The sequence below is a fragment of the Neofamilia massiliensis genome (assembly GCF_001299475.1).
Lineage (GTDB): Bacteria > Bacillota > Clostridia > Tissierellales > Peptoniphilaceae > Neofamilia > Neofamilia massiliensis.
In genome coordinates, this window is record NZ_CYUJ01000003.1 from 452,483 (window position 1) to 477,697 (window position 25,215).

The 25,215-nt window shown below is 35.4% G+C and carries 21 protein-coding genes; 3 read left to right on the forward strand and 18 right to left on the reverse strand.

Annotation, left to right across the window (positions count from 1 at the left end):
* The 7 genes from BN2667_RS06675 to BN2667_RS06700 form a co-directional block, all read right to left on the reverse strand.
* Positions 1 to 777: a type III pantothenate kinase gene (locus tag BN2667_RS06675; RefSeq protein ID WP_054252555.1), complete on the reverse strand. Its 777-nt coding sequence runs from the start codon at positions 775 to 777 to the stop codon at positions 1 to 3.
* Positions 778 to 786: 9 nt separating this feature from the next.
* Entirely contained in the window at positions 787 to 1,542 is a 756-nt protein-coding gene (locus BN2667_RS06680; protein WP_075967902.1) for an ECF transporter S component, read from the reverse strand.
* A gap of 95 nt (positions 1,543 to 1,637) precedes the next feature.
* Positions 1,638 to 2,588 carry a P1 family peptidase gene (locus BN2667_RS06685; protein ID WP_054252556.1) on the reverse strand — a complete coding sequence of 317 codons (951 nt, stop codon included), beginning with the start codon at positions 2,586 to 2,588 and terminating at the stop codon, positions 1,638 to 1,640.
* 240 nt (positions 2,589 to 2,828) lie between these two features.
* Positions 2,829 to 3,743 (reverse strand): ABC transporter ATP-binding protein, encoded by a 915-nt coding sequence (locus tag BN2667_RS06690; protein WP_054252557.1) that lies wholly within the window; start codon positions 3,741 to 3,743, stop codon positions 2,829 to 2,831.
* 13 nt (positions 3,744 to 3,756) lie between these two features.
* Positions 3,757 to 5,052, reverse strand: a complete 1,296-nt coding sequence (locus BN2667_RS06695; RefSeq protein WP_054252558.1) for an ABC transporter permease — start codon at positions 5,050 to 5,052, stop codon at positions 3,757 to 3,759.
* Positions 5,053 to 5,127: 75 nt separating this feature from the next.
* Positions 5,128 to 5,289, reverse strand: coding sequence for a hypothetical protein (locus BN2667_RS09365; RefSeq protein WP_156191368.1), 162 nt, complete (start codon positions 5,287 to 5,289; stop codon positions 5,128 to 5,130).
* A gap of 62 nt (positions 5,290 to 5,351) precedes the next feature.
* On the reverse strand, positions 5,352 to 6,713 hold the full coding sequence (locus BN2667_RS06700) for a hypothetical protein (RefSeq protein ID WP_054252559.1): 1,362 nt from the start codon (positions 6,711 to 6,713) through the stop codon (positions 5,352 to 5,354).
* Positions 6,714 to 7,184: 471 nt separating this feature from the next.
* Between BN2667_RS06700 and BN2667_RS06705 the strand changes: the two genes are divergently transcribed.
* Positions 7,185 to 8,456, forward strand: coding sequence for a DUF1576 domain-containing protein (locus BN2667_RS06705; protein ID WP_054252560.1), 1,272 nt, complete (start codon positions 7,185 to 7,187; stop codon positions 8,454 to 8,456).
* 53 nt (positions 8,457 to 8,509) lie between these two features.
* On the opposite strand, the gene BN2667_RS06710 is transcribed toward BN2667_RS06705, so the two are convergent.
* On the reverse strand, positions 8,510 to 8,770 hold the full coding sequence (locus BN2667_RS06710) for a GlsB/YeaQ/YmgE family stress response membrane protein (RefSeq protein ID WP_054252561.1): 261 nt from the start codon (positions 8,768 to 8,770) through the stop codon (positions 8,510 to 8,512).
* 200 nt (positions 8,771 to 8,970) lie between these two features.
* Here BN2667_RS06710 and BN2667_RS06715 point away from each other — a divergent pair, with 200 nt between their 5' ends.
* On the forward strand, positions 8,971 to 10,272 hold the full coding sequence (locus tag BN2667_RS06715; RefSeq protein ID WP_054252562.1) for a stalk domain-containing protein: 1,302 nt from the start codon (positions 8,971 to 8,973) through the stop codon (positions 10,270 to 10,272).
* A 340-nt stretch (positions 10,273 to 10,612) separates the two neighbouring features.
* Here the strand turns inward: BN2667_RS06715 and BN2667_RS06720 are convergent, their stop codons facing one another.
* Together BN2667_RS06720 and BN2667_RS06725 are read right to left on the reverse strand one after the other, a co-directional pair.
* On the reverse strand, positions 10,613 to 11,518 hold the full coding sequence (locus BN2667_RS06720) for an IS3 family transposase (RefSeq protein ID WP_154865165.1): 906 nt from the start codon (positions 11,516 to 11,518) through the stop codon (positions 10,613 to 10,615).
* A 29-nt stretch (positions 11,519 to 11,547) separates the two neighbouring features.
* Positions 11,548 to 12,171: a helix-turn-helix domain-containing protein gene (locus BN2667_RS06725; protein ID WP_054252564.1), complete on the reverse strand. Its 624-nt coding sequence runs from the start codon at positions 12,169 to 12,171 to the stop codon at positions 11,548 to 11,550.
* Positions 12,172 to 13,589: 1,418 nt separating this feature from the next.
* Between BN2667_RS06725 and BN2667_RS06730 the strand changes: the two genes are divergently transcribed.
* Positions 13,590 to 14,108: a helix-turn-helix domain-containing protein gene (locus BN2667_RS06730; protein ID WP_054252565.1), complete on the forward strand. Its 519-nt coding sequence runs from the start codon at positions 13,590 to 13,592 to the stop codon at positions 14,106 to 14,108.
* Between the two features lie 154 nt (positions 14,109 to 14,262).
* Here BN2667_RS06730 and BN2667_RS06735 read toward each other — a convergent pair whose 3' ends face one another.
* The 8 genes from BN2667_RS06735 to BN2667_RS06770 all read right to left on the reverse strand — a co-directional run bounded on the left by BN2667_RS06735 (position 14,263) and on the right by BN2667_RS06770 (position 25,056).
* Positions 14,263 to 14,589, reverse strand: a complete 327-nt coding sequence (locus tag BN2667_RS06735; RefSeq protein WP_054252566.1) for an HTH domain-containing protein — start codon at positions 14,587 to 14,589, stop codon at positions 14,263 to 14,265.
* A 409-nt stretch (positions 14,590 to 14,998) separates the two neighbouring features.
* Positions 14,999 to 15,844 carry a sortase gene (locus BN2667_RS06740; protein WP_054252567.1) on the reverse strand — a complete coding sequence of 282 codons (846 nt, stop codon included), beginning with the start codon at positions 15,842 to 15,844 and terminating at the stop codon, positions 14,999 to 15,001.
* A 249-nt stretch (positions 15,845 to 16,093) separates the two neighbouring features.
* Positions 16,094 to 16,630, reverse strand: coding sequence for a transposase (locus BN2667_RS06745; RefSeq protein ID WP_054252568.1), 537 nt, complete (start codon positions 16,628 to 16,630; stop codon positions 16,094 to 16,096).
* A 152-nt stretch (positions 16,631 to 16,782) separates the two neighbouring features.
* A complete protein-coding gene (locus BN2667_RS06750) occupies positions 16,783 to 17,634 on the reverse strand; it encodes a class C sortase (RefSeq protein WP_054252569.1) in 852 nt (283 codons plus the stop codon).
* Complete coding sequence (locus tag BN2667_RS06755) at positions 17,624 to 18,604, reverse strand: class C sortase (RefSeq protein ID WP_075967903.1); 981 nt, start codon at positions 18,602 to 18,604, stop codon at positions 17,624 to 17,626. The genes BN2667_RS06750 and BN2667_RS06755 overlap by 11 nt, the downstream gene beginning before the upstream one ends.
* A 1,443-nt stretch (positions 18,605 to 20,047) precedes the next feature.
* On the reverse strand, positions 20,048 to 20,497 hold the full coding sequence (gene tnpA / locus BN2667_RS06760; protein WP_154865173.1) for an IS200/IS605 family transposase: 450 nt from the start codon (positions 20,495 to 20,497) through the stop codon (positions 20,048 to 20,050).
* A gap of 173 nt (positions 20,498 to 20,670) precedes the next feature.
* The gene (locus tag BN2667_RS06765) at positions 20,671 to 21,876 is read right to left on the reverse strand and encodes an MSCRAMM family protein (RefSeq protein ID WP_054252571.1); all 1,206 of its coding nucleotides are present in this window, start codon (positions 21,874 to 21,876) and stop codon (positions 20,671 to 20,673) included.
* Positions 21,877 to 22,725: 849 nt separating this feature from the next.
* Positions 22,726 to 25,056 (reverse strand): SpaA isopeptide-forming pilin-related protein, encoded by a 2,331-nt coding sequence (locus tag BN2667_RS06770; RefSeq protein WP_054252572.1) that lies wholly within the window; start codon positions 25,054 to 25,056, stop codon positions 22,726 to 22,728.
* Positions 25,057 to 25,215 lie beyond the last annotated feature (159 nt).

Below are 25,215 nucleotides of genomic sequence, written 5' to 3' on the forward strand. Positions count from 1 at the left end.
TTATTTTAAATTTCTCTCATAGATTAGTCTAAGTCCGTCTAAGGTCAGCATTGGATCAATTTCTTCAATGTACTTACTTCCCTCTACAAAGAGTTTTGAAAAACCTCCAGTTGCAATAACCTTAACTTTTTCATCTCCAGTCCTAAGCTCTTCTATCATCTTTTCAATAATAGCATCAATAAGGCCTAGGTAGCCAAAGAAAATTCCCCCTTGCATAGATGCAACTGTGTTTTTGCCAATGACTTTTTCCTTAGGAATTATTTCCACCTTAGGAAGTTTTGAAGCCCTTTGGAAGAGGGCATCAGCAGAAATTTTTATTCCTGGACAAATTGCCCCACCTAGGTAGTCGCCGTGGATATTAATGGCATCAAAGGTTATAGCTGTTCCTAAGTCTACAACAATTAATGGTCCGCCATACTTTTCAAAGGCTGCAACAGAATTTACTATCCTGTCAGCTCCAACTTCTTTTGGATTGTCGTAGAGAATATTCATGCCAGTTTTTACCCCAGGTCCAATAATAATTGGTTCAAGGTCAAAATACTTGTTGGCAATTTCTGGGAAAATATCATTTATATTTGGCACAACTGAAGAAATAATAATATCCTTAATGTCTTTAGGGTCAATGTCAGCTGATCCTAACATCTGCCTTAGCATAAGGCCATATTCGTCAACAGTTTTGTTTTTGTCAGTAGAAATTCTCCAATCGAAAATTAATTTCTCACCTTTAAAAATTCCTAAGACAATATTTGTATTTCCAACATCTATTACAAGTAGCATAGGCTTCTCCTATTTTAATTCTTTTATCTTGTTAACTACATTAGTTACTAAAATTATAGCAATAATACATTCAGGAAGTCCATTAACTAGGCCGATAGAAAAAATAATTTTCCTAGCCATGGCTATATCCTTGCCCATAGCTGCCACAAATTCTTCCCCATATAAAAAGTAAATTGTAGAAAGAACTCCCAGTGTATTAATTAAAGTTCCGCAGGCAGCAGCAATTACAATTTCAAAAGACTGGTCTTGGTACTTGGTCCTTGCAGCATAGGCTATATATAAAGTTAGGGCAAGTAAAATAATATTTGCTCCTAAATTTATCCAGTTTTTGTCTAAGATAGTCTTATATGATCCGTAAATTAAATATGAAGCAATTGCCAGGCAAATTATAAGAAGTAATCCCCTAGTCTTGTCTCCGCCAATTTTCTTTACTGCCTCATAGGCATAATAAGTTCCAATACCAATCAAAACCCTTGGCACAATTGAAACAAGTGGATTTAAAAAGACAAAAGAAACTGGGGTCATATTTATAAGGGCATTAATTAAGGAAGACCCTCCAAAAATCAAGCCAACAAAACCACCAACTACTGGACCATAAACAATTGAGCCAACAATTACAGGAATGTGCATAATTGTCGCCCTAGTAGGTCCAATTGGTATAAATCCAAGAGGAGTCATACCTAAAACTGCTGTCAAGGCTCCTAACAAGGCGATCACTGTAATATTCCTTGTAGTAAGTCCTTTTTTTACCATCATCTTATTCATTTTTACCTCCGATCCAGCCCATTAAGGTGCCGGTCTAAAAAATTACATGCAATAAGCTTACCATCTTGTCCTGCTCATAGTGATGCAGGCATATATTATAAATCAGCAGCGGCCTTAAAATTCTTATAAGACTGAGCTGACTTAATAGCATTTACTATGGCCTTTTCCATGGCTTCAACTGCCAAAAGACCAACTAAGTTTACATCTGCTTGGACCTCATTTGTCCCTAAGGCAAAAATTGTATCTCCGTCAAAGTTTGTGTGGACAGGCACAATTTGTCTGGCATAGGCATTGTGGCCTAACTCTGCCAGCTTGTTGGCCTGGGCCTTAGAAAGTTTTGCATTAGTTGCAAGAACTCCTATCGTAGTATTTTTACCCGCAAGGTCCTTTTTAAATCCATTTTTCATAATCTCGACAGTATCTAAAAACTCACTTTTCTCATAGTCATAGACTCCAGCGATTTCATTTCCTTCAAGATCATAGACATCGCCCATGGCATTAACTACAACCATAGCAGAAACAATTAAATCGCCATGGCTTACAGAAGCAGACCCAAGTCCTGCCTTCATAGCATGGTCATTTCCTAAAATTTTTCCAACAGAAGCACCACAACCTGCCCCAACATTTCCTTGGCGGTTTTCGTCTTTGGTCGCAAGTCTTGCTGCCTTATAGCCCATTTGAAAATCAGGTCTTACACAAAAGTCTCCTAGGCCTAAATCAAAAATTACAGCAGAAGCTACAATGGGAACCTTGCAAACTCCAGTATCAAAGCCCATATTATTTTCTTCTAAGTATTTCATAACACCGCCAGCAGCATCTAAACCATACGCAGACCCACCAGCAAGGACAATGGCATTAATCCTGTCCATCATTTTCTTTTCATCAAATAAATCAGTTTCCCTAGTGCCAGGAGCAGACCCTCTAACATCAACTCCCCCAACAGCACCATGATCAAAAATAATAACACTGGCCCCAGTCATAGCATCGCGATCTTCAAAATGCCCAACTCTTATCCCTGGAACATCAGTCAAATATCCATCGTACATCCTTCCACCTCATTTCCCTTTAATATTATAAGGCTTAGAATAGATATTTCAAGGAAAACAGAGAAAAACTTTTTGTAAAATAAAACCGAGGACAGGCCCGATTTATTGTGGGGACATTCCTTTAGGTGTGTCCCCATTTTCTGTTTGGTGGAAAAACTTTTTTTCCACTAACTAACTCTTTATCAATTCACAATAGAAAAAGCCCAAGACAATAAAATCTTGAGCTTAAATATTTTTCTATTAAAGACTTGCAGTTTCTTTTCTTAGTTCTTTATATAACTCTTCTAAAGTCTTATGAACCCTATCAATATCATTAATAGCAATATTTTCTTTTTTTATATTTTCTATATAAGTATCTAAAGATCCCTTTGGAATATTAACATTTAAACATTTTTCATCATTTCTATTATAAGAGTCCCTATAACTTATATTAAGTTTTTCCAATACTTTTTTAGTTTTTTCTAAATCATCAGTAACAATATTATAAGTATCTTCACTTAAAATATTATCAGAAAACTTATCATTATAAACAACTTGGCCATTTTCAATCATAACAATTCTATCAGAAATTTTTTCAACTTCAGCCAATTGATGAGACGAAAATAGTATAGAACAGCCATCATCTTTTAGTTTTTTCATTTCTTCTCTAAGCTCAAAAACTCCATCAGGGTCCAAACCGTTCATAGGCTCGTCTAGAATTAAAAGTTTCGGTTTGGCCATTAAAACCATGGCTAGCATTAACCTCATCTTCATTCCCATAGAATAACCCTTAACTAACCTGTTTAAATTATGACCTAACCTCGAATACTCTTCCATTTCCTTGACTCTTTTATCGTCAACAGATCTCCAATTAGCCATAAGTTTCAAGTTTTCTCTGCCTGTTAAGTTGTCGTAAAGTGCTGGAGCTTCTATACTTACTCCCATAGACTTTAATGCCTCGACCCTGTCTCTTTTTATATCATGACCACAAATTTCAACCCTTCCAGAATCAGCAGAAAGAAGGCCACAAATAATTTTCATAGTTGTAGACTTACCAGCTCCATTTTTCCCTAAAAAACCTACAATTTCAGAATTATTAACATCAAAGGAAACATCTTTTAAAACTTTTTTATCGCCAAAGGACTTACTTAAATTTTCAATTTGTAAAACTTTCACTTGAGACCTCCAATTAATTACTAGCTCTAAAAATAACTTCAGAAATTATACTAAGAACAAAACTTGCTAATAACAAAACTACAATATAGTAGCCTAAACCCATATTAGTAGGAGCAATAACACTAGGTGCTATAGAAGTTCCATTCATTAAAATATCGTCCACCCGATAAAAGCTAAAAGGATTTTTAATTTTTACTAAATCAACATTTATTAAAGTTCCAACTAAGGCTAAGCCTGATATTATAGAAATACTAGAATTTTTAAAGGCTAAAGAAATAAAATTTATAATAGAAAATATAAATATAATAAAGAAAACTACTAAGACCAAAGAGTATCCAATGTAAGTAGACATCTTTATAGGAATATCAGTTTTCCAAAGATTTTGAAGATCAGTTGAAATTCTAAACATTGTATCTACAACATTAGAATTAATAATCACATGAAAATTTGGTCCTATTCCAAATCTAAAAGCTGAATAGATAAATGCAATAAGTAGGCCAGCTAAAATTACTAAAATATTTAAACAAAGCCTAGTAAAAAGTCTACTTCTAAAAATTGCTTTTTTAGAAAAAGGAATAGTGTAAATAATTTTTCCCTCTTTTTCGTCAAACTCCATAGACCATAAATCATAATTTAAAAACACTAAAATTATTACAATAAGACCAGCAAAATACCAGTTCTTGCCATTTAGAAAATTATAAGTTGTCCTTATAGAGCTAGGATATTCTTCATTTAGCTCATAAGTAAAATTAATATCAGCATCTGCATCTCTAAGTAATTTTCTCTTGTTCCAGTCTCTAGCATCTTCTAAAAATAATCCACCTGTATTTAGGTCTACATCATTTGAAACAAGATAATCTAAATAATCATCTATTTCCTGCCAGCTATCTTCTATTAGTGCATAATTTGTCTTCGGTTCCTTATAGGCACTTTCTAACATTCCTAAATTAGAGACAATTTGATTTAGTGGCTCATTGTTTTTTTCTAATTCCTCGATTTCTTCTTCTAGTCTTTCAAGCTTTTTCTTCAAATTTTTTTGTCTATCTGGACCAGCCATAAACATTTTCATATTAATATCTTGTATCTCTAAAAAATTATTTGAAATTTCTATTTCCCGATAATTAGATACTGCCTCCAAGGGCTTCTTTATAGTGGAAATTTTATTGTACTGGTCTTCATAATATGAATTATAATTAGGAACAAAAACAAATTGCACAAACAAAATCAAAATCAAGAAATACAATATAATTATAAAAAGATTTCTTCTATTGAAAAACAAGCTTATTTCATTTTTTAATAATCCTTTCACTTTAGTCTCCTTTATTAGTTAATAATTTTTATAACAAGATATATAGAAAAAAACATATTACATTATATCTAAAGTCTATCTTCTTACTTTTGACCTTAATTTTTCATAAGTTGTACAAGGGCAATATTCATACCCTGGACAAAAGTTATAACCTGGACATACTGGTAATCTATCGCTGTCTTCTTTTTCACTATTATTATTTTTTATAAAATCATTTGCAGAAATTATTGTTTTCATTATTAACCTCCAAATTGCTAATTGTAAAAAATATAAATTTGTAATATGTTTTTTTCATTTAACTATTTCTCGTCAGTTTTTTTATAAAAACTAACTGACACAATTACTAAAATAACTGTAAACAACAATAAATATACAAGACTCTTAAGCCATGAAGTCCCTGTTCCTCCTAAAGTTATTTCCCAGCCTGTATTCATACTTAGGGGATTAAAGATATTCTTAGTTTGTGGTAGATAGCTTAATAAAATAGACATAGCTATTAAAATTGAAACAATTATTATAGCAACATTTTTGTTTTTTATATTTAGACCTATTGAAGTACCTAATAATACTAATAAATTGAATTTAAATAATTCTAAAACAAATGCATAGAAAATGAACTTATAAAACTCTATATTTTCTAATTCAAAAGAAGGAAAAGCAATATTAGTTTCTGGATTTACATAAACAGCTTTTAACTTACTAAGACCTAGGGTATTAATTCCAAATACATCCAAGTCATAGCCTAAATTTTTATAAGTAGAAAATGATTTAAAACCATCCCTATAAACTAAAATTGGATTTTTCAGGCCATAAAAACCATATCTAAGCCCCTGAAAAATTACCATAAGAATATTAGGTAGAAAAATAATTATAAAGCTGATAAATAACATTATAGATAAGTAATGATTAAAGACTTTCATTTTACTAATTGGTCTTAGTTGATTTAACTCTAAAGTTTTTTTGCTTCTAAAATCTGCTATAATATAAACAATAAAAATTGGCAAAACGTTCATCAAAAAGAACATAGTACTATCATGGTGGGAATAAGAGTAATAAAGATAAGTCCAAGGAGAATTAGTTTCAGAATCTACTTCACTTAAATTATTTTCTTTAAGATAAAAATATCTTTCTAATACCATTCTCTCCTCTTCAACTATAGCATTGTTATAATCAATAATAGTAGGTCTATAGCTGGATGCATAATCTTTAATTAAAGAAAAATCAAAATCATAAGAAGATAAGTCCATATACTTTTCTATTTCTTCCTTATATTGATCACTGGCAAAGTCCTTATAAGAAGGTGTCGCATTTTTTTCGAAAGAAAACAAGGCCATTAGAGCTCTTTTCTCTAATCTTTCATCGGATGTCAAATTTCTATATTTATAATAATTTCCAAAATCTCTGTATAGTTCACTCTGCCATAATTCTGCATCTAACCAGTTGTTTTGAATTTTGTCATGGCTGTCTATAGTTTGCCTAAAAATTTTTTCTTGGCTAAGACCACCTTGATAAAGATTTAAATAGTATAAGTAGGTCTCATTATCAGACTCATTTATAGCCTTGTCCATATAATGCGCATTATATAGAGAAAGACCAATTGAAAGTATTAGCATAAAAATAAATACTTTATTTTTTAAAATAGACTTTAGTTCGTACTTCATTTTCCACCTCTCAAAGTATTAACTTTATTGCAAAAATTAATTATTATATAAACATTTTCATATTGCCTATGCCCTATATAACAAGTATAAGCCATATTTGATAAAAAATCACACGACTTTGAAAAATAGTTATTTTCATCTATAGGCTAAAACTTCTTACTTATAGTATATATATGCCTTGTCAAATATATAATAATAAATAATAGTTTAAATTTTTCTCTCTTGTATTTTTCTATATTTCTAAAATCTTCTTTTTTTCATTTATTATCTTATTTCAACTTTATGACTCCTAAAGCCTAGCCAAAATCTTTTATGGGTATCCCTGTTTTTTAGCAGGTCTCACGTACTGTTGGGGACATTCCTTTGGGTCTGTCCCTTTTTTCAAACTTCCCCCTTTCCCACAAAACAATCTTGCCAGCCCCTTGCTCTATAATATATAATATAAATAATTAAAAATTTTTGGAGGTTTTAATGGAAACTAAGTCGACTCTTAGAGAAAATAATATTTTTTGGATGAGGTTTTTATTTATAGTTGCCTTTAGCTTAATGGCCCTAAGTTTTTTATTTTCTAGTCCCCTAGAAGTTTTTCAAGGCCTAAAAAGAATTATCACATCAAAATCAATTTTACTAACAGACTATATGGAAGTGGGAAATGTTGGATCAGCTTTTTTTAATGCTGGCCTTTGCACCCTAGTTGCCTGTCTTGTGGTGAAATTTTCTAGGGCAGATATTTCTAGTGTGGTTGTTGCTGGAGTTTTAAACCTAACTGCCTTCTGCTTTTTAGGAAAAAACATTTACAACATTTTCGCCCCAATGTTTGGCGCTTATTTGTTTTCCCGCTTCAAAAGAGAAGCCTTTAAAGACTATGTGGCCTTTGCCCTTTTTGCAACAGGTATCGGCCCACTAATTTCCTATATGACCTTTGAAGCCGACCTACCTATAATTGCAGGCATCCTACTTGGAAATTCTTTAGGTATGCTAATTGGATTTTTCCTGCCAGCAGTTTCAAAAAACTCTTGGAACCTTCACCAAGGCTTTACAATTTATAATAACGGCTTTGCCCTTGGAATTATTTATGTAATTTTTCACTCAGTAATGAAGATGTTCGGCCTGGCAGTTGAAAATATCCACCTTATCTACATGAAAGAAAACCTAAGGCTCTTTTTGGTCTTTGTCTTTATGTTTGTAGGTCTTATGGTTCCAAAATTAATTTATTCAAGGTCAGGTTTTGCAGAAATTCTAGCTATAAATAAGGAGTCAGGAAAATCTCCTTGTAACTATATAGGCAAATACGAAAACTATGCCATCCTCTTTAATATGGGTCTTGTTGGCCTAATGGGACTTTGCTACTTAAAAATAGTTGGAGCAAACATAAACGGCATAAACCTAGGCGGAGTTTGTGCAGTTGTTGCCTTTGCAATGTATGGTATAAATCCTAGAAATATTCTTCCTATATTCCTAGGAGTCTTCCTAGCAGGTCATCTTGGCCACTATGTTGTAAACTCTGAATCAGTTGTAATCGCCGCCCTTTTTGGCACGACCCTTGCCCCACTTGCAGGCTATTACGGTCCCCTTGCAGGAGTTCTTTCTGGTTTCTTGCACCTAAGTTTAGTTTCAAAAACAGGACTTTTACACGATGGTTTCCACCTTTATAACAACGGCTTTGCATCAGGCTTAGTTGCTTCCTTACTTTTCCCAATTTTTGAAGCTTTAAGAACAAGAAAATTTAAAAAAATTAAATAGCAGGCATAAAAAATCCCCTAAGACTAAAAATCCTAGGGGATAATTTATTTTATTTATCTACTGCCTTTAATTTTTCCAACAATAAATAATAGTAAACAAGCTCCAGCTATTCCAACTAAAATACTTGGAAGATTAAAGCCGTCAACATTTCCTCCGCCAATACCTAAAGCTGTAGATATCCATCCACCTAACATGGATCCAACAATACCTACGACAATGTTAGCGCCGCCACCCATTTGGGCATCAGTTTTCATAATTCTACTTGCTATCCAGCCAACTAAGGCTCCGAAAATTAACCATCCTATAATACTCATATATTTCTTCCTCCTTTAAAAAATAAAAATCATTTCGTTATTATATTTATACCAACATTTTCCAACTTTACACTTTTATTTTTCTAATAAATAACTTGTAACCAAATCTTAACTATTTTTTTGAAAAATAAAGCTTAGGCAAAGGTTTTTTGTGGTATATTTAAGATATAAGAATAAATTAATTTAAATAGGAGGATTTTATGAAAAAGAAACTTATTGGACTAGTTTTACTTTTAGCTTTAGTACTTAGCCTTGTACCAACAAGTGCCTTTGCTAAATCAAATGTAGAAATAGTTCCAGACGACTATTGGACAGACTATTGGAATTGGTCTTACTACGACCACTATATAGAAATCTATGATGCTGATGGCAATTATGTAACATCAACAAGATATGGAAACATTGTAGACTTAAACAGAGGCGACTACACAGCCAAAGTTTATTATAATGGCGACTACTATTATTCAGAACCATTTTATTACAATGGAATTGGCTCAAGAGTTTATCTAAACTACTATGGAAGATACGACAGATATGACAAATACACTCCATACTATGACACAATATCAGGAGTAAATGTTTATAAAGACAGAGTAACAGGAAAAGCTGCTCCATATGCAGAAGTAACTCTTTATAATAGTAACGGCAGTCTAAAAACAGTAACAGCAGACAGATACGGTGACTTTACTATCTACTATGACTTTGCCTACTACTACAACTACAAAGACTATGGCTATTGGTATGACCTAGACAACTACTACCTAAGATCAAACGCTGGCCAAAGCTACTCACTTAAAAACTACTACATTGACGGCTACTATGACTATGACAAAAACCTAGTAAGCACACCACTAGCAGGAGACGACTTTATAAAAGGCGCTTGGGCATATCCATATGCAGAAGTAATAGTAAGAGACTACCAAGATAACCTACTTGGATCAGGAACAGCAAAGAGAGACGGAAGCTTCTCAATAGATTTAAACAGAAAACTAATAGCAGGAGAAGCCCTAAGACTAACAAGCACTAGAAACAACTACATTGACAAGACAACAACAGTAGTAGTTGGTGGCATAGAAAAATCAGAAAAAATCGTAAGCAAATTTGTAATCGGCGATAAAACTTATAGCCAAACAAAATACGACACAACAAAAACAGAAAAAATGGACGTTGCCCCATATATTGAAAACGGCAGAACAATGCTACCACTTAGATACGTAGCAGAAGCCCTAGGCTATGAAGTAAACTGGGACCAAGCAACAAAGAATGCAGTCTTTATTAAAGGCTCAAACACAGCAGTAGTAAACCTATACTCAAGAGAAATCTATGTAAACGGTAAAAACTCAATGCTATCAGTAATGCCAGTAACAGTAAACGGAAGAATTATGCTTCCAGTATCAGAACTAGGCATGGCCCTAGGCCTAAGCCACGGCAACTACGGCCAAGGCAAAAACATCGAATGGCAAGGCTCAACAAACACAGTTTATGTAACAATATTCGAATAAATGAATAGAATGAGGACCGAGAAATCGGTCCTTTTTTATTTTGTTGTATGTGTGGGGACATTGCTTTAGCTGTGCCCCCTTTCCACGTTACGACTTTATATGTGGGGACAGTCGAAGCCCTAGCCAAAATCTTTGATTTTGCAGCAGGTCTCGTGCAAAAGATTCCCAATAAGCCGACCAAAAGGAAGGCTGATTGGCTAGAATCTGACTGCCAATTTTAGCTGTGTCCCCTTTCCAGTTTTAGCCCTAGTCTAAATCTACCCTTGCTCGCCATATCGTGGGGACTGTCCCTTTGAACTGATGTTTATAAAGTAGACACATAATTAAATTAATTTTATCTTTAGGATGCTTGATTTCTATATTCTAGTGGACTCATGCATCCTAAGCCTTTTTGTAGTCTCACTTCGTTATAAAATTTAATGTATTGTTCTATATTTTCCTTCAATTCTTCCAGGCTTTTGAATTTTTTGTCATGAAACATTTCTGATTTTAATGTTCCAAAGAAGCTTTCCATTGGTCCATTGTCTATACATTTGCCTACTCTTGACATGCTTTGTGTCATTCCTGCTTCTTCTAGTTTTCTTTTAAATGTTTTGTTTGTGTATTGAAATCCTCTGTCACTGTGGAATAGTGGTTTTGCGTCTGGGTTACTCTCAATTGCTCTGTCAAACATTTTAAATACTAATTTATTGTTGTTTCTATATGATATCTCGTATTCTACTATGCTGTTGTCATATAGATCTTTTATCGCACTTAGATATAGCTTTCTGTTTTCTCCTGGAATCTTAAATTCTGTTACGTCTGTTAGCCACTTTTCGTTTGGCCTTGTTGCTGTAAAGTTTCTTGCTAGTATGTTTTCTCCGGTGTATTCTGGCATTATGGTTTTTCTGTTTACTTTTTTTCTTTTGACTCTTGATGATACGCCTAATACTTTCATTAGTCTATAAATGTAGCTTTCTGAAAAGTTTGTGCTGTTAAATTTATTTATATACATGGCCATATTTCTATAGCCTAGTATTCCATCAAATGTCAAATGATATTCTGATATTAACATACATAGCAACAGGTCCTGGTTTTCTTTTTCTGGTGTTATTCTTTTTTTGTTTTTGTAGTAGCTACTTCTTGATATGTTTAGTACTTCGCATATTAATTTTACTGGATATCCTTTTTCTCTATAGTAGTCTACTGTTTGATATTCTGCTAGCTGTCTTACTTTTGTTACAGTTACTTTTCCTTCTTCTTTTATTTATATTATTTTTAATTTATTTCTCATTTTTATCTTAGGGCTCTTTCTTCGTCTAGTTCTAACTTTAGTCTTTCTGTTTCTGTTAGATTTTGTTTTTTTATCTTAGTCTTAGTTTTTCTTCCACGTTTCTTGTATTTTAGAGCTTCTTTACCATTTTCTAGATAGTTTTTTGTCCATTTATATATGTTTGCATATGGAATTTCATATTTTTCTGAAGCTTTTTTGTAGTTCATATTATTTTTTATTGTCCACTCTACAATTTCTATTCTTTCTTCATATGTGGTCTTTCTAGTTTTCATGGTAATGGTAGCTCCTTTGGTATAGTCTTTTAATTCTATTCCATTATACCATTTGTTTACCCATCTAACTATGGTGCTGTGGTTTAGATTGTATTTTGCGGATAAGTCTGCATATGAAGATTCTCCACTTACATATTCTTCTACTACTTTGTGTTTGAATTCTTTTGTGTAGACCTGTTTATGATCTGGCTTTTTAAAGGCTTCTTCTCCATGTTCTCTGTATCTAAAGCACCATCTTCTAATTGTTGATTTTGCTGCAGATAATTTTCTTGCTAAGCTATCATATGACTCTCTGCCTTTTTCATAATCTTTACAAGCTTTAATTTTTGTTTCTAAATCATATTGTTTGTTCATCGATATACCTCCAAAGTATCTAGCGTATTTTTAATTAATTACGCTGTCTACTTTGGGCACATCGGTACACTTTGGGCCTGTCCCCCTTAACCACGTTACTACCAACCGCTAGGGAGAGTCGATTGGCTAAAATCTGACTGCCTATTTAGCTGTGTCCCCATTTAATCACAAATGAACTGCGTATTTGTAGTAAAACTGACTTTTTTGAACTGCGTATTTGCAAAAATAAAAATTATCGCCAAACACTGGAATGAAAAACGGACAAACACTGGAATGAAAAACAGCCAAATACTGGAATGAAAAATAGCCAAATACTGGAATAGAGATTTTTTATTTTAAATTTAAAAGATACAAAAGCAGAAATTTGTTAGTTAACGAAATATACTCTGCGTCACAACAACTTTTGCTAACGGCGAAACCTTTCCACCATTCCACTGGGACACACATAAATGAATGTCCCCTCACAGCCCTTGCCAAAAAAGGCGAAGCAGCGCTAGCTCCAACTCTTTAACTTATTAAATAGAGTAAAGAACAGAAAAAAACTTACTCAAACGGCGAAGCAGCCTTCCGCAGGAACAGTTTAGGGTGAAAGGAGAGGTAGGTCTCGGGAGGAGAACATGAGGGAGTCGAAGCCCTAGTCCAAATCTTTGATTTGGCTAACAGGTCTTATGTACAGATTTGAATCTGACTGCCAGCTCCCTTAGCCTCCTCCTGAGGGTGAAATTCTTTAAGTTAAAAAGAAAGATTATGCGTCACAATAACTTTAAAATACGACGAAGCTACCACAATCTGTACGCTAAGGTAAAAATTTAAAATCAATAATAATTTAGAAATCAGCGAAGCCAAACCACCATTTTATGGGGACACACATAAATGAATGTCCCCTCACAGCCCTTGCCTACAGCGAATCCTTATCAAAGCTCTTCTAAAAGAAAGAAAAACCATTTTTCCTAAACTCACCCAGCCATCGGCGAAGCAGCCTTCCGCAGGAACAGTTTAGGGTGTAAGAAAGGGTAGGGTTTGGGGAGGAGAACATGAGGGAGAATTAAAGCCCTAGTCCAAATCTTTGATTTGGCTAACAGGTCTTATGCAAAAGATTCCCAAGAAGCCGACTGAAAGGAAGGCTGATTGGCTAGAATCTGACTGCCAGCTCCCTTCGTTCCCTTCCCCAATTTATCTAAACTCTTTTAAAAGAAAATAAGATTAACTAGCCTAAACAACTTCAGCAAACGGCGAAGCTACCACATATTTCTAACTAACACGATAAATCATGCGTCACAATACTTTAGTAAAAAAATAAAAATTAAAGAAAAACCAAAAAAATCCCCTATGTAACATCAACTTTACATAAATTCCTAGAAGATTTGCTAGAAAAATCTCCAAAGACAAGTATAATAAAAATAAAAGGAGGCAAAAAAATGACCCTAGGAGAAAAAATCCAAAAACTAAGAAAAGAAAAACAAATGAGCCAAGAAGACCTAGCAGAAAAACTAAAAGTTTCTAGACAGACAATCTCACGTTGGGAACAAGACCAGGCCCTTCCTGACCTTTCAAACATAATCGCCTTGGGAAAAATATTTTCCGTATCCATAGACGACCTGGTCCAAACAGACCTAGAAAACCTAAAAGACAACAAAGACACAGTCGGCCTAGCCAAAGACCTTTACGCCTATAAAATGCGAATAACCTTTGGCATTATCCTAATAACCATAGGAATAATAATGGCCATCGGCCTAAGCATATACGGCTCAATGCAAGATTCATATGTAGTAATGATTGATAAGCCAGACCTAAGTGGCCTCAAAGCATTTTTATTTGTAAATAAACTCTACTGGGTCTACTTCCTAAGCCTGGCCCTTGCTTTAGTAGGACTAGGCCTAACAGGAGTCCTAAACAAACTTGGGGTCTTTGGTAAAAAAGATAAAGAAGAAAAATAAAGAAAATAAATTTAGGGTTTATCTCATAAAGATAGACCTTTTTTTCAATTTCAAAAAATTTTTCTCATATTAAGTGACATTTTGACCGACACTTTATAAAATTCCGTCCCAAAAATCACATCATATTTGGGACAAATCTATTTACGTATTAACTCTATTTATATACCTTCCAATAACCATCCCTAGCACTGCCAACGTATTCTATTATTTTTTCATCAGTGAGAACTTTTAAATCTCTTTTTATAGTTCTTTCTGTTACATTAAACTGTTTTGAAAGCTCACTAGCAGTAATTTTAGAGTTTGTTCTTATTATTTCAACTATCTTTTTATGCCTATCTACTGGTTTTAATTTATCACTTTGAGTGACATTTTGGGTGACATTTTTGGTGACATTTTGCCATTCACTTTCACCGTCATTTTGACCGACATTTTGACCGTCATTTTGACCGTCATTTTGACCGACAAAAATTTTTTGTTTCATTGTTCTTGTCTTAGCAACGGCAAAATCATTTACTGTTTTTATATCAAGTACATAGGCTTCGCTATTAAAAACAAAGTTATAAGTAAAAAACTCTTTTTCATCTTCAAAACAATTCTCAGCTCTTGGGGAAACTTACCAAATCTCTTCTAAAAGAAAGAAAAATATTTTTCCTAAACAACTTCAGCAAACGGCGAAGCCTTTACTACGATTCCCCCGGGGACACACATAAATAGGCAGTCAGATTCAACCAATCAGCCTTCCCTTTGGTCGGCTTCTTGGGAATCTTTTGCACGAGACCTGCTACAAAATCAAAGATTTTGGCTAGGGCTTCGAATGTCCCCTAACAATCCTTGCTAACGGCGAAGCAAACCACAATCTTTAAAAAAAGACGCCTCTTAAGCGTCTTCTCTTACTTTCTCAAATATTTAATTAAAGAATAAAAATTCTTAAAAATAGCCAAGTACAAAATCACAGTCAGACCATAAGTCCCGTACTTTAATAACTTTGACGAAAGATCAGGTTCTTCACCGTGAATATCTGAAAAAGATTTCAATTCCATAAGCTCTGGCTCTTCTTCCTCAACAACTCTGACCCCATTAACAAGTAACCTGTCAGGTCTAGGCGGTCTTAGCGGATGGCAGGCCATTAAAGAAACCATATCCAAATCGTCCTTGGCCTTCAAAAGATCCCAATCATAAGGCCCAATAACCTCATGATCAACAACCTCATAAGTCAAAAGCCCAGTAGGTCCATCAAGATAAAACCTGTCTCCAGCAACAAGGTCTTCGATCTTTAAAAACATCAGGTCTCCCCACCAGCCTCTGTGACCAGCAATAACAGACCTTTGCCCTTTCCCACCAATAGGAAGAGCCGACCCCTCAAGTTGGGCAACACCCCAATCAAGGTGTTCATAAGTCGCATCAAGATAAACAGGTTTTCTAATATCTAACTTTGGAATATAAAGAAAAGAAAAAGCCTGGTCCTTATCAAAATCAAGATCATAACTAGCTTCAAGCTCATCATCTTGGTCATCCCTAAAAGGATCCACCAAAAGATTAAAAGACTGGTCCATTAGCCTTTGATTATAGGCAACAAACTGCCTAGCATCAAGATCTTCCTCGGCTTTAAAATCCGCATAAGTACTAGAAGCAGAAAGCTCCCTAAAAGAAATCCTAGTCAGCCCCCAAAGCGGCAAAGCCAACCCAAGAATCACCAAAACATATCCAATAACAACCCATGGAGATTTTTTTCTCATCTTCTCCCTCCTTTATATTGGGGACATTCCTTCAGGTGTGTCCCCTTTATCTTCATCTAAACGTGTCGAATTGCACACGGTATTTTCTGGGGACATTCCTTCAGGTGTGTCCCCGTTCTCAGCACGATGGTGGTTTCACCGGGGACAGGCCCAAAGGGACAGTCCCCTTTCTTCCTTGCCCACCAAAGTGTGGGGACTGACCCTTGTGGTCTGTCTCCCTTATCCACAAAAAACTATCTTTCCACAAAACTATTTCCCAAACAAGAACTCATTATACAACTCAATTGCTCTATTAATATTATCAGAAAAATAGCCTAAAATATACCCACAATCGCAAAAAGAATTATCATTAGAAAGATAAAACCTGTGAGAAGTAAAACGATCAATATAATCCTTAGATAACATAGCATTATCAGAATTTAAATGTATGTACCTAACAACATCCAACAAATAACTATCATCCTTACAAGCCTTAGAAGAAAACCTAGAAGCAAATATAACCCCATACCTGTTATATTTCTTATTAAAATAGTAAGTATAAGACTGCTGAATGCTTTTCATAACCCTAGACAGCAAATCTCCCTCGGCCCTTAAAAGCAAATGAACATGATTGTCCATAATACAATAAGAATAAACACTAATAGGGTACTTTTCTTTAGCAGCTTTAACCAAAGAAATATACTTATCCTTGTCCTGATCATCGATAAAAATATTATTACCATTATTTCCTCTAGCAAAAATATGATAAACACCAGAATCAGATAACTCTCTTGCTCTTCTAGGCATAAATTCTCCTTTATAAAAAACGTTTTGTTGGTTAACTAAGGTAATGTGGTTTCACCGGGGACAGGCCCAAAGGGACAGTCCCCTTACTAATTCCCCTGTCTCCACACAACGTGGGGACTGACCCTTGTGGTCTGTCCCCCTTTACTACATTACTACCAAAACTTTGACTTCTTCTCTATTTCCCTAATCCTTCTAAACCTCTTCACAGTTAAAATCGCAACGATAATAACAAGAAGGCCAAGGCCATAAACCCACAGCCTTAAATCCCTGCCAGTTGGCATAGTGAGAATAGGTTCAACAACAGGCGGAACATATTCGACCCTGTGGCCCCTAACTAACAACCTGTGAGAATTAATCATATAAGGCGTACAAGTGAGTAAGGTCATAAGATCTTCCCCCTCAACAACCAAAACAGGCTCAAAATTACTAGGCTCAACAGTGAGAATTTGGTCCACCTCATAGGCAAGAGTCGTCTCAAGATTCGTATAATAGAAAATATCTCCCATCTCCATCTTGTCAAGGTCCCTAAAGAGCTTTACAGAAGGAAGGCCCCTGTGGGCAGTAATAACCGCATGAGTATCAACTCCCCCAATAGGAAGAGAAGTTCCCTCCAAGTGGCCACAAGCCTTTTGCAAAACTTCCTCAGAAGTTCCCGCATAAACAGGAATGTTCTCCCTGATTTTAGGAACAGAAACATAACCAATATGCTCACGAAGCTCAAGCATCCTAGCATAATTTGCGATCCCCTCTTTCTCCTCATCAGAATAAGGATCCGCCAGCCTCGAAGGATCAAGAGTCTGATTATAAAGCCTCGCCAGTCTCATCCTCTCTTCGATTTCCTCACGATCAAGAGCCTGAGCCCTTTCATCAAAAGCCATAACCTCATTATTATTTTGCACCCTATAATAAAAATTCGAAACCATAGGATAAACAAAAATCAAAAGACCAAGGACAAAAATCAAAATAATCTTCCAGTTTTTCTTAAAACCCTTACTAATCTTCATTAGACTCGTCCCTTTCCTTATTAACTTGATTATTAAGACCTTGACCACCAGCAGCCTTCTCTTTATCAATCTCCCTTTGCTTTCTGGCAATAGCCCTAAGCTGACGCTCAAGCCTCTTAGCCTTCCTATTTAAGAAAATAAAGGCGATAAGAAGAATTAAAAGAATTACAGCCAATACAATAAAGGCCTGCTTATAAATAAAGTTAGAAGAAAGATCCTGAATAATAGGCTCCTCAACCTCAGGAATATAATCAATCCTATGACCTCTAACAATAAGCCTGTGAGTATTAATCATAACAGGCGTACAAGTAAGTAGAGTCATAAGGTCTCTGCCAGGTTGAATTAAAAGCTGACTAAAATCGCTAGGGTCAATAACATCAATATGGTCAATTTGAAAAGCCATAGTCCCTTCGATATTGTGATAATAAAACTTGTCCCCAACCTCAAGATCGTGAAGGTCAGTAAAAAGTCTAGCCTTAGGAAGCCCAGAATGAGCAGTAATAACAGAATGAGTAGAATTCCCCCCAATAGGAAGAGAAGTCCCCTCAAGATGCCCTGCCCCCTTTTGCAAAACCTCCTCAGCCGTACCAGCATAAACAGGAATATCGATATTAATACGAGGAATTTGGATATGGCCGATCTTCTCATGAAGCTCAAGCATCCTAGCATAATTCTCAAAAGCCTCCTCCTTCTTATTCTCAGAATAAGGATCCTCAGTAATAATATTAGCAAGAGTATCATTATAAACCTGGGCAAGGTCCATACGACGAGCAATCTCTGCCTCATCAAGCTCAGACCTAGCCTCTTGGAAATCCGAAACCTCATTAGACGCCTCAACCCTATAATACCAATCCGAAATCATAGGATAAGACAAAATCCCCAGCCCAATAATAAAAACCAAAACAAAAGGCCAATTAGACTTTTTCTTTTTTCTTTTCTTTTTTTTCTTAAAATTCTTATCTTCGTTCACTTAAAATACCTCTCAGTGTGGGGACTGACCCTTGTGGTCTGTCCCCTTTCTATTAACCGTGTCGAATTGCACACGGTTCCTTGGGACTTCCAATTGTTGTCTGTCCCCTTTTCCAAAAGGAGTCGAAACCGACCCCTTATCCAAACCCCCTCGAAATCGAGGGGTATAACAAAAATAAATTAACAAAATCTCTCTACTATAATAACATTTATTAAACAAAAAATCACTTTTATAATTAAGTATAAAAACACAAAAATTATTTTGAACAAGCAAAAAATAAAATAAAAACTCTTTTCCTTTTTCAAAACAAATTAGCTTCGCCATTTACTAGATTTATTCTAACGCAAAGTCTTTTTCTTTAAATAAGATATTTCTCTACCTCAGGAGGAGGCTAAGGGAGTTGAAGCCCTTGTCCAAATCTCCGATTTGGCTTACAGGTCTCATGCCAAGAATTCCCAAGAGGCCGACCAAAGGGAAGGTCGATTGGCTAGAATTCGACGGCCTAGTATTCTCCCTCATCGCCTCCTCCCGAGACCCTCCTCCCCTTTCACCCTAAATTGTTCCTGCGGAAAGCTGCTTCGCCGTTTACTAAATCTTTTTAGGAAAAAACTTAATTTCTTAACACACAGATTCTGGTTATTATTTTTAATTAAAAGTAAAATTCACAAATAAAAAAGCGATAGCTCCAATTATCTCACTTATTAAATAAAATTAAAAGCAGCAAAAACTTATGCAAACGGCAACAGCTAGCGATAGCTCCAATAAAGTTAATTACATAATTAAGCATCAAGCAGAAAATACTTCTGATACCACAAAGATCAGCCCTCTGCAAGAGCTCTACAGGGTGTAAAAAGAGGTAGGGTTTGGGGAGGAGAACATGAGGGAGTTCGAGCTTCCCTTCGTTCTCCTCCCCAAGAGCTGAGAATCTTTTTGCTAACAGAAAAAGTAATCAACTGAAATAACTTCACTACACGGCGAAGCTACCACAATTATTCTAAAATAAAGAAAAAACTATTTTCCTAAACTATTTTCGCTAACGGCGAAGCCAAATAAAATTATTTTTGAAGAAAGAAAAAACGCTTTTCCTAAACTCTTTTCGCTAACAGCGAAGCCTTAACCACGATTCCACCGGGGACAGGCCACAAATCGGCAGTCAGATTCAACCAATCGACCTTCCTTTCAGTCGGTCTCTTGGGAATCTTTTGCATGAGACCTGCTACAAAATCTAAGATTTTGGCTAGGGCTTCAACAGTCCCCTCACAACCCTCGCAAACAGCGAAGCAAAAACCTCCCTTTTGTTAAAAGAAATTTCACAAAAAATATATTTTAATAATAATCATCCCCCGGCGTAGCCGGGGGTTTTTCTAATGCGGCCCAAAGGGCCTGTATTACCAGCCACGCCTCAATGGCGTTGGTTAGTTCGCCACTTGCAACTTCTACTTGCTACCCTTTAAAAGGGTCAACTACATCAAATGTTAGTTGTTCGCTTAACTGATCTTGTTTTAATTGGTTTTGGATATATTCTTGGATTGCTTTTGCATTTTTACCTGCTGTGTCTACATAATATCCTCTACACCAAAACTGTCTTCCTCTGTATTTATATTTTAATTTTCCCCATCTTTCATATATAATTATGCTACTCTTTCCTTTTAAAAATCCCATAAAACTTGATACTGATAGTTTTGGTGGTATTTCTACTAACATATGAATATGATCTGGGCATACTTCCGCTTCTATTATGTTTACTTCTTTCCAGCTACATAATTCTCGAAGTATTTGTCCTATTTCTAATCTTTTGCTTCCGTAAAATTCTTTTCTCCTATATTTCGGTGCAAATACTATATGGTATTTACAGTTCCATTTTGTATGTGATAAACTATGTTTGTCATTTATTGATGACATTTTCTTACCTCCTTGATATTTTTTATTGCAGTTGGCGAACTACAATTTAATTATATATCATAGGAGGTTTTTTGTTGGTTTTTCATCGCTAAAGCTATACTGAACCCCCAGTCTAACTGGGGGTTTTCTTCTTTCAACAAAAATAGGGCCCTAGACCCTATTTTCTAATTTCTCTCAGATTTAATTAAATACTTGCCTACAAGAACGAAAATCGCACCGGCAATAAACATAATAATTAGAGTAATATCCCCAACCTTAGGAATAGGAGTTTCACCCTCATCATCAGGTGTAGGAATTGGTTTCTTAAAATTCTCAACATCAATAGTCTTATCAAAAGACTCAGAATTTACAACAACCTCTATCTCATCCTGACACAAAACATAACCTTCAGGAGCCTCGGCCTCAATAACATAATGATAACCAAAATCTAAATCCTTAAAAGAAAACCTACCATCTTTATCAGACCTAGCATGGATTTTGTCCCCATTTTCATCAGTCAAATAAACCTTCTCTCCATTAATCTTCCTATAGATTAAAAAGTCAGCACCAGCAAGAGGAGTAGAATCCTCCCCATCAATCTTCTTAAAATTAATCTCGCCCTTTAATCTCTTGTTGACAACATGGACAAAACCGCCAGTATAATAATCCACCTTTACATAAGAAGATCCTCTCTCCATTTCATAACCAGGAAGAGTCCTAACCTCAACGAACTTATAAGTTCCCTTTGGCAGGTTAGTAATTCTAATGTAACCGTCCTTATCAGTAACTAGGTCTTCGACTTCCCCATCAGGATCGTAGACATAGTTCTTAGTCTTTACAGGATTTCCGTTTTCGTCATAAAGATGAAAGACTACTCCTTCAAGAGGTTTACCTCTGTCATCAGACTTAAAAAGTAAAATCTCTCCTGGTGGAGGAGGAGTATCCCCTGGTGGTGGCGGAGTCTCGCCCTTAGTCCACTTAATCTTAATAAGAGGAGGAGCATCCTTACCGACTACAATAATATTATCAACTAGCCAGTAATCACCACGAGGACTAGTAACATCCCTCATATAATAAACCCCAGTCTCAAGATCAAGATTTAGCTTATAAGAATCCTTATTAGAAATATGAAAAACATTCCTAGAACTCATCTCATCTAACCTGTCCTCAGACCAGCTAGACAAAATTTCTAAAAGCCTAAAATGATCAGGATAGGTCTTTAAAAGATCATCATTGATCTTCCAAAAAGCCACATCCCTAGGTCCCCTATCAGCCCCATCACCTGGACTCATATCTAATTCAGTAGCAAAAACCTGCCTAGGCCCAAAAACAAGCACCAGTACAAGTAAAAATAATAAAATTGTAAATTTGTTTCTATTAAAAGTTCTCATAATTTCCCCTAATTAATAATATAATAAAATGTCTAACATGGGAACAATGTCCCCGTTTTTTTTATTTTGCCCTGTCTGGGGACATTGCTTTAGCTGTGTCCCCTTTCCACAAAAAATATTTTGCCCAAAGGCTATGTAGTGGGGACAAATCGTCCCCGTTTATTTTTTCGATGTGGGGACTGACCCTTGTGGTCTGTCCCCTTCTCAGCAAACTGTGGTAATGCTTCGCCGATTACAATAGTTACCTCGACGCATACTCTATCTCTTTATCTTAATGAGTCGCTACCTCAGGAGGAGGCTAAGGGAGTCAGATTCTCCCTCATCGCCTCCTCCCGAGACCCTCCTCCCCTTTCACCCTAAACTGTTCCTGCGGAAGGCTGCTTCGCCATTGACAAAAGTTGTTTAGGAAAAGATTCATTATCTTAACCTACGAATTGTGGTTGTTTTTTAGTTATAAACTAATTTTTAGTTTTTAAAAAGCGATAGCTCCAATAACTTTTGAAAATGCAATTAAGTTTAGCACTGAAAATATTTTAGCTAACACGAAGATCAGCCCTCTGCAAGAGCTCTACAGGGTGTAAAAAGAGGTAGGGTTTGGGGAGGAGAACATGAGGGAGTTCGAGCTTCCCTTCGTTCTCCTCCCCATTTTACCTAAACTCTTTTAGAAGAAAGAACGAGTTCTTAATATTAATTTCTATCGCTAACAGCGAAGCAAACCCCAACTTTTTTAGTTAAAGAGAAAGATTATGCGTCGCAATAACTTTAGAATACGGCGAAGCAAAAATCATCTCTCCCCTATGTAACCACACTGGCACTAGGCCAGTATGGGAAACTTAAATTTATAAAATCCTAAGCTTCAAAAGATTCTTCTTTATTACGTCTCATAGCTACAACAGCTGCAGACATTAAACCAATACCAACAACAGTAAAGATTACAGTACCAATACCACCAGTTTGTGGGATTGTTACTTTCTTGTTGTCTATTCTTTGAGCTCCACCAACAGTTGCATCACTTACTGGATCGTCTGATTCATAAGTTACTCCACCTTCAGTAGCGCTATAAGAACCTTTTTTAACTTCAAATGAATATCTAGCTTCATTTAGAGCATATCCCTTTGGAGCTTTAGTTTCTTGTAGGTAGTATGTTCCATAAGCAAGACCGGTTATTTCAAACTTACCTTGTCCATCAGAAACTAATTTTACTCTTTCAGCAGTATCATCAGTTGTTTCAACCCATTTGTATTGTTGAGCTGCTTCAACTACTGCCTTATTATAAGCTTCTTGAGCTGTGGTGATTGCTGTTTTAGCTTGTTTTCCATCTTCGCCTTTTTGTTGTTCAGCTGATAAATCATTATATGCTTTTATAGCTTTGTCTAATTCTGCCTTTGCATCTGTAACTGCTTTTTTAAGATTTTCAGCGTCTTCTGTTGTAACATAAGCTAAAACTTTTCCATTTTCTTTTGAATCATAAACTTCGAATTCTGCTCCAGTTAATCTTTCACCAGTTGTTTGGTCAGCTTTTACAAACTTCTTACCGCCAGTTGTTACTTCTGGATTTGTTGGTACTAGAACGTCAGGTTTTGATGTATTTGTTACAGTTACTTTTCCATCTTCTTCTGATTTATAAGATGCTTCGTATCCACGTACAACTTCTCTTACAGTGAATGTGTCGTTTGCGATTTTTGCATCAATTTCAAATGTGTGGTTGAAGTCTGGACCTTTCTTTGTAACAGAATCTACAACTACACCTTTGCTATTGATTAGGAAGTAAGTTACTTCAACACCTGTAGGTGCATCTGTTCCACCTTTTCCATCATCCCAAGTTTTTGTAACTTCAATCTTGTTATCTGCAGGAGTTACATTTGGTGTTGGGTTTGGTTTACCTGGTGTGAATGAAACCTTGTTGTTTTCATAATCATCAGCTACTGTTTTGTTATTTACAGTTGCAGAATATTGTAAACGAACCTTTACAGCTCCATTTTGAGCTTTTGCTAATATATCTTTCATTATTTCGCCATTTTCATCGAATGTTAAATCGAATCCATAGCTTCCTTGTGCATATGTTGCTCCTGTTACTGTAGCAGCATTTGAAAATTCATATACTTTATCATCTTGTCCTTCTTGTGAAACTGTTACTTTAAGGTCGTTATTAAATGTTAGTCCCTTAGTCATAATATCTGACCAAGACATAGAAGTATAGTTATAGTTTTGTGGAATTTCAGTTACTATGTCGTAAGGTGCCTTTGTTCCTACAGTAAGAGCAATTTTAGCTTTTTCTGCATCATAATTGTTGATATCTGCTTCCCATTTTGCAATTTGTTCTTCAGTATATCCGCTTGCAATAGCTTCTTTTTTAAATTGAGCAAATTCTTCATCTGTCATTTTGCCAGTTTTTTCTTTTAAGAAGTTCTTGTCAATTTTTACATCATTAGTTTCAATGTTCTTTGGATAAATGTGAACTGGGTTAAGGTATTTAGTACCAGCTTCAGCTATAATTTTACCATTTTCATCTTCAACATCATATGCGTTTGTAAGTGGAAGTGTTAGTCCAAATGGTACTGCTACTTGTCCTGTTACTTTTTCTGGTGCTTTACTTTCAATTACCCAGTAATAACCATCAGCAAGTGTAACAGTTGCTAGACCTGTATTTTCAGCTGTATCAGCAGTATGTCCATCTGTTAAACCTGTGCCAGTAGCAACTGCAAGTTTATTTGCAGCGATTGAGTTCATAGTATTATCAACTTTACTTGGTGTTAATTCAGTTTTTCCATTAGCAATTAAATCGTTCATTTGAGCTACTGTTTTGAAGCTTCCTTGGTTAGCTTTTAAAAGTTCAAGGATTTTTTCATTTTCTACATCATTTTCTCCATTGATTTTGTAGAATGTAAATTGAGCTCCTGCTAATGCTGTAACATCTGCTCCTAAATTAGCATATTCTTTCGGATCAATTTTTCCACCATTGTGAAGCCATGGTGCACCTGCTTTATAGCTTGTCTTAGTTGTCAACTTATAAAGATTAACAGTAGTTTCTGTTGGTTTTGTATCTTGTAGTTGACTTGTTTCAACTGTTCCAGTTGGTTCTGTTACTGCATCATTTGCAGCAAATGCTGTTAGTGGGCTAAATGCTCCAACTACCATCACTAATGCAAGTATTAGTGATAAAATTTGTTTTTTGTTCATAATAAACTCCTTCGTTTTATTTTTCTGGGATTGGGTCCCAGTTCCCATAATTTCCTAGACTCTTTCAAGTCTTCTTAACTCTGGGATAAGGGTCCCAGTTCCCTTATTATAAACGACCCAAAGATCGATTATTAAAATTGTGTGGGTTTAAAACCCTGT

Excerpts from the sequence above, each read along its gene's own strand:
- BN2667_RS06675 (WP_054252555.1), bottom strand. The coding sequence starts at position 777 with ATGCTACTTGTAATAGATGTTGGAAATACAAATATTGTCTTAGGAATT.
- BN2667_RS06680 (WP_075967902.1), bottom strand. The coding sequence starts at position 1,542 with ATGAATAAGATGATGGTAAAAAAAGGACTTACTACAAGGAATATTACA.
- BN2667_RS06685 (WP_054252556.1), bottom strand. The coding sequence starts at position 2,588 with ATGTACGATGGATATTTGACTGATGTTCCAGGGATAAGAGTTGGGCAT.
- BN2667_RS09365 (WP_156191368.1), bottom strand. The coding sequence starts at position 5,289 with ATGAAAACAATAATTTCTGCAAATGATTTTATAAAAAATAATAATAGT.
- BN2667_RS06700 (WP_054252559.1), bottom strand. The coding sequence starts at position 6,713 with ATGAAGTACGAACTAAAGTCTATTTTAAAAAATAAAGTATTTATTTTT.
- BN2667_RS06705 (WP_054252560.1), top strand. The coding sequence starts at position 7,185 with ATGGAAACTAAGTCGACTCTTAGAGAAAATAATATTTTTTGGATGAGG.
- BN2667_RS06710 (WP_054252561.1), bottom strand. The coding sequence starts at position 8,770 with ATGAGTATTATAGGATGGTTAATTTTCGGAGCCTTAGTTGGCTGGATA.
- BN2667_RS06715 (WP_054252562.1), top strand. The coding sequence starts at position 8,971 with ATGAAAAAGAAACTTATTGGACTAGTTTTACTTTTAGCTTTAGTACTT.
- BN2667_RS06725 (WP_054252564.1), bottom strand. The coding sequence starts at position 12,171 with ATGAACAAACAATATGATTTAGAAACAAAAATTAAAGCTTGTAAAGAT.
- BN2667_RS06730 (WP_054252565.1), top strand. The coding sequence starts at position 13,590 with ATGACCCTAGGAGAAAAAATCCAAAAACTAAGAAAAGAAAAACAAATG.
- BN2667_RS06735 (WP_054252566.1), bottom strand. The coding sequence starts at position 14,589 with ATGAAACAAAAAATTTTTGTCGGTCAAAATGACGGTCAAAATGACGGT.
- BN2667_RS06740 (WP_054252567.1), bottom strand. The coding sequence starts at position 15,844 with ATGAGAAAAAAATCTCCATGGGTTGTTATTGGATATGTTTTGGTGATT.
- BN2667_RS06745 (WP_054252568.1), bottom strand. The coding sequence starts at position 16,630 with ATGCCTAGAAGAGCAAGAGAGTTATCTGATTCTGGTGTTTATCATATT.
- BN2667_RS06750 (WP_054252569.1), bottom strand. The coding sequence starts at position 17,634 with ATGAAGATTAGTAAGGGTTTTAAGAAAAACTGGAAGATTATTTTGATT.
- BN2667_RS06765 (WP_054252571.1), bottom strand. The coding sequence starts at position 21,876 with ATGAGAACTTTTAATAGAAACAAATTTACAATTTTATTATTTTTACTT.
- BN2667_RS06770 (WP_054252572.1), bottom strand. The coding sequence starts at position 25,056 with ATGAACAAAAAACAAATTTTATCACTAATACTTGCATTAGTGATGGTA.